Annotated in this window: 3 protein-coding genes, 1 tRNA gene and 1 pseudogene; 2 read left to right on the top strand and 3 right to left on the bottom strand. The window is 33.3% G+C overall.

What is annotated here, in order from left to right; all coding sequences use genetic code 11:
* Positions 1–90: 90 nt before the first annotated feature.
* Positions 91–612, top strand: coding sequence for a nicotinamide-nucleotide adenylyltransferase (locus tag DMP16_RS08750; protein WP_069282492.1), 522 nt, complete (start codon positions 91–93; stop codon positions 610–612).
* Between the two features lie 3 nt (positions 613–615).
* Here the strand turns inward: DMP16_RS08750 and DMP16_RS08745 are convergent, their stop codons facing one another.
* Both DMP16_RS08745 and DMP16_RS08740 read right to left on the bottom strand, forming a co-directional pair.
* Positions 616–1,161 carry a DUF99 family protein gene (locus DMP16_RS08745; RefSeq protein ID WP_143577112.1) on the bottom strand — a complete coding sequence of 182 codons (546 nt, stop codon included), beginning with the start codon at positions 1,159–1,161 and terminating at the stop codon, positions 616–618.
* Positions 1,139–2,329 carry an orc1/cdc6 family replication initiation protein gene (locus DMP16_RS08740; RefSeq protein WP_069282493.1) on the bottom strand — a complete coding sequence of 397 codons (1,191 nt, stop codon included), beginning with the start codon at positions 2,327–2,329 and terminating at the stop codon, positions 1,139–1,141. Before DMP16_RS08740 ends, DMP16_RS08745 begins: the two co-directional genes overlap by 23 nt.
* Positions 2,330–2,800: 471 nt before the next feature.
* On the opposite strand from DMP16_RS08740, the gene DMP16_RS08735 reads away from it, so the two are divergent.
* Positions 2,801–2,874, top strand: a tRNA-Ala gene (locus tag DMP16_RS08735).
* 28 nt (positions 2,875–2,902) lie between these two features.
* Here the strand turns inward: DMP16_RS08735 and DMP16_RS11530 are convergent.
* Positions 2,903–2,950 (bottom strand): annotated as a pseudogene (locus tag DMP16_RS11530) (integrase); the annotation flags it as partial.
* Positions 2,951–3,215 lie beyond the last annotated feature (265 nt).

Genomic DNA, 3,215 nt, shown 5'->3' with positions numbered 1-3,215 from the left:
AATTTATTCTAATGGGTACTTCTTCACTGAGATAGGCATTAATAAAGGAAGTGCCATAGATAAAATGCAAGTGAAAGAAGGTGATGAAATCTGCTTAGAGGCCTATACCCAGGTAGATTCCAGCCATTCCATTTAGGACACTTAAGTGTAGTTAAATGGGGATTAGAAAAAGTAGATGAACTAATAATATTAGTGGGTAGCTCACAAGAAAGTCACACATTAGCTAATCCATTTACTGCTGGAGAAAGGATAGAAATGATACGAGATTCTTTAAGAGAATATGGTGTAGACTTGTCTAGAATATTTATAATACCAGTACCTGATATTCTTATGAATAGTGTATGGGCCCATCATGTTAGTGTTTATACTCCTAAGTTTGAGATAGTATTCGCTAGAAATCCATTAGTAGTTAGAATCTTTAAAGAGGCAGGCTATCGAATTGAAATTCCTCCCTCATTTAATAGGGAAAAATATAACTCAACGTACATAAGAAGGCTTATAATACAAAACGTGAATAGTTGGTCTGAATTAGTACCTAAGTCAGTTTATACTTATATACTGAAGATTAAAGGGGACGAAAGATTAAGAGAAATTGTAGGTACAGATAAATAGTTTTTATGGGGGAAAGATATTATTTTTCTCTAAAAATTTTCCAACACTACTAGCTATAATGTTAGAACTCTTCAATACTTCAGGTTTTTTTGAGTATATTTGATATTTCTCTATTATTGATCTGGCTTCATTGAGATTAAGTGAAGTATAAATGAAAACACTGCCTCTTTTTGTAGGTATTTCTTTAAGGTTATTTAAAACACCTAATATGGTATCTATTCTTTCTTTATCATTACCAAAATGCTTAATTAATGCTGTTTCTATTTCCTTAACATTAGGTTTAGATGAATAAAAAACAATAATATTATTAAAATGATTGGGTCTTATGTAATTAAAACCACCAAATATAATACCGTCTAAAATAATAACTTGCCCTTTTCTAAGTCTAGATAAAACAGAAGTCCCATCATCCCCATCAACTGTTATAAAACCTAGATCGAGATCTATTAAGTTACTACCATCATAAGTAACAACTACTAAAGGAGCTTTTCCTCTCTTCCCTTTATACCTCAGAGGAAAATAGCCATCATCTACGCCAGAGATCTGCAAATCTGTTATCACTCTCACTTAATGTCTTAATTACTATACTTTTATCTACAGCTAATTTTATTTCCTTAGTTTTCCCATACCTACCTCTATTAACTACCTTAACGTTAAGAATACCTACCATATCTAACTCATTTAAGATATCGCTTACTCTCCTTTGCGTTATCGCTTCTACACCCAATTCTTTGGACAATTCTAAATAAGTCTCATAAACTGAACCAGTAGTTAACAAAGGCTCAGATTCCTTAAGTGCAACTGAAGCCAAAACTAATTTAGAGTGAAATGGCAATGTCAAAATTATATCATGAACTCTGTCTCTCTCTATTTCAGATTGAGCTAAGTATACATAATCCTCCTTGACTTCATGATCTCTGTTCCTTTCAGCTATTTCACCAGCAACTCTTAAAAGATCCAATGCTCTACGTGCATCTCCGTGATCCCTTGCAGCCAATGCTGCACATAACTTTATTACATTATCCGAAATTGAACCTTCTTTAAAAGCTAGTTTAGCCCTTCTTCGCAATATATCTTCTAATTCCTCTGCGTTATATGGAGGAAAAACTAATTCCTCTTCACCTAGACTACTCTTAACTCTTGGATCTAACGATTCCATAAACTTCACGTCGTTGGTAATACCAATTAAGGAAACCTTTCCCTTTTTAATTTCACTATTTATACGACTTAATCTGTATAATATATCATCATTATACTTCTTCACAAAAGCATCTATCTCATCAAGAACAATAATAATAGGAATGTTCTCCTCACTTAAGATCCTATTTAACCTTCTATATAACTCGGCTATAGAGAGACCGGTAAAAGGGACTCTAACTCCCATAGCTTCTAAGAGATCAGCTAAGATTCTATATGGAGTATCACTCTGCCTGGCATTTATGTATATATATTTAAATCTATCCGGAATTTTTTTATGAAAATTCGACAACACAAATTTAGTTACAGCTGTCTTACCTGTACCAGTCAAACCATATATGAAAATATTATTTGGTTTTTCACCCCTATACACTGGTGCTAAAATTGAAGCAATCTTTCTTACTTGATCCTCCCTATGTGGAAGTTCCTCTGGAATGTAATCTGGCGTAAGGTACTCTCTATTCTTAAAGATGTTAGACACTTTAAGTGTCGAAATGACCTCATCGATTATATCACTCATCAACTTATATCATTCTTATCTAATACCTTTTAAGGAAACTCTCATTTTACTGGGGAGTAAAAAACCCCTCTGTTTCCACTGGAGTCCTCTATGAAAATATCCACCCCATAATTTCAACTGGATACAGTTGGAAAAACTAAGTTCGTCTTACCGAACGAAAAAATGAGTAGTTTGTATAATTTAAGATTTTTTATCATTTGTATGTTTTAAGTTTTTGTCAGCTTCTTCTCCACAAGAAATGGTGGGGTCCAAGTGCTATTAAGGCGATATGAGATTAGGAAAAAGGTACATAGTAACACCGTTTGTTAAACTTTGATTTATTTGTTGATATGGTCTAATGTTTCTACCTCAATAATATCATGACGAAATATAGTAGCGTTATGAAGGCATAATTCAATGGATGAGATACGTTTATCTTAAACCTCTTTACAACCATAACTCTTTTAAAATTCTGCTAAAATGAGTAATAGTGGGCCGATAGCTCAGCCTGGAAGAGTGCTCGGCTTGCAACCGAGAGGTCCCGGGTTCAAATCCCGGCCGGTCCACTGTGGGGAACACACCCCCACTGCTAATATAAAATTCTACTATCTTATCTAAAGGACCAATGTAATGTTTCTTTATCTTATCGTCTTGGTCTTTCTCTATTTTATAGACATAATACCTATTGCCTCTTTAACGAATCTTGTATTGCCCAGCTGAGAAAGTCCTATAACCCATATATTATTTAAGTATATCATACTTTATTTCTTAACTTCATAATTGGTTTATAGACGTGCATTATATGTATATAATATTCTAGCTAATGAAAAAATGACGAAATAGTTATGTCCTGGAAAGTCTATAATTTAAAAAATTTTATTAGTCGAGTATCCTAGCATTCTTTAAA

This window comes from Sulfolobus sp. B1 (assembly GCF_007050195.1).
GTDB lineage: Archaea > Thermoproteota > Thermoprotei_A > Sulfolobales > Sulfolobaceae > Saccharolobus.
Note: the sequence above shows the minus strand (reverse complement) of the source record. Positions and strands in the feature narration are given on the sequence as shown.